Origin of the sequence: Pantoea sp. SIMBA_079, assembly GCF_046940275.1 — a bacterium.
Taxonomy (GTDB): domain Bacteria; phylum Pseudomonadota; class Gammaproteobacteria; order Enterobacterales; family Enterobacteriaceae; genus Pantoea; species Pantoea borealis.
On sequence record NZ_JAWRYR010000207.1, the window covers coordinates 1 to 279 of the forward strand.

At 56.3% G+C, this 279-nt stretch carries 1 protein-coding gene; it reads right to left on the reverse strand.

The features are described 5' to 3' along the window. A partial coding sequence (locus tag SB719_RS19725; protein ID WP_412159676.1) for an ABC transporter permease subunit occupies window positions 1-269 on the reverse strand: 269 nt, incomplete at its 3' end. Window positions 270-279 lie beyond the last annotated feature (10 nt).

Below are 279 nucleotides of genomic sequence, written 5' to 3' on the forward strand. Positions count from 1 at the left end.
GGGAACATCGCCAGTGAAAGGGCCGAAAGAACAGCGTTCCAGTTGGTGACGAACTGACCGATTAAAAGCTGCGAACCGAGCGTTACCGTCTTGGTGGCTTCGCTTGGCGCGAGGATCAGCGGGAACCAGAGGTCATTCCAGATCGGAATCATGGTGAAGACGGCGACGGTCGCCATGGCAGGCCGGATCAGCGGCAGCACCAGCTTGAAGAAGATGGCATATTCCGACATGCCGTCTATTCGTCCGGCATTCTTCAAATCATCGGACACGGTTCGCATG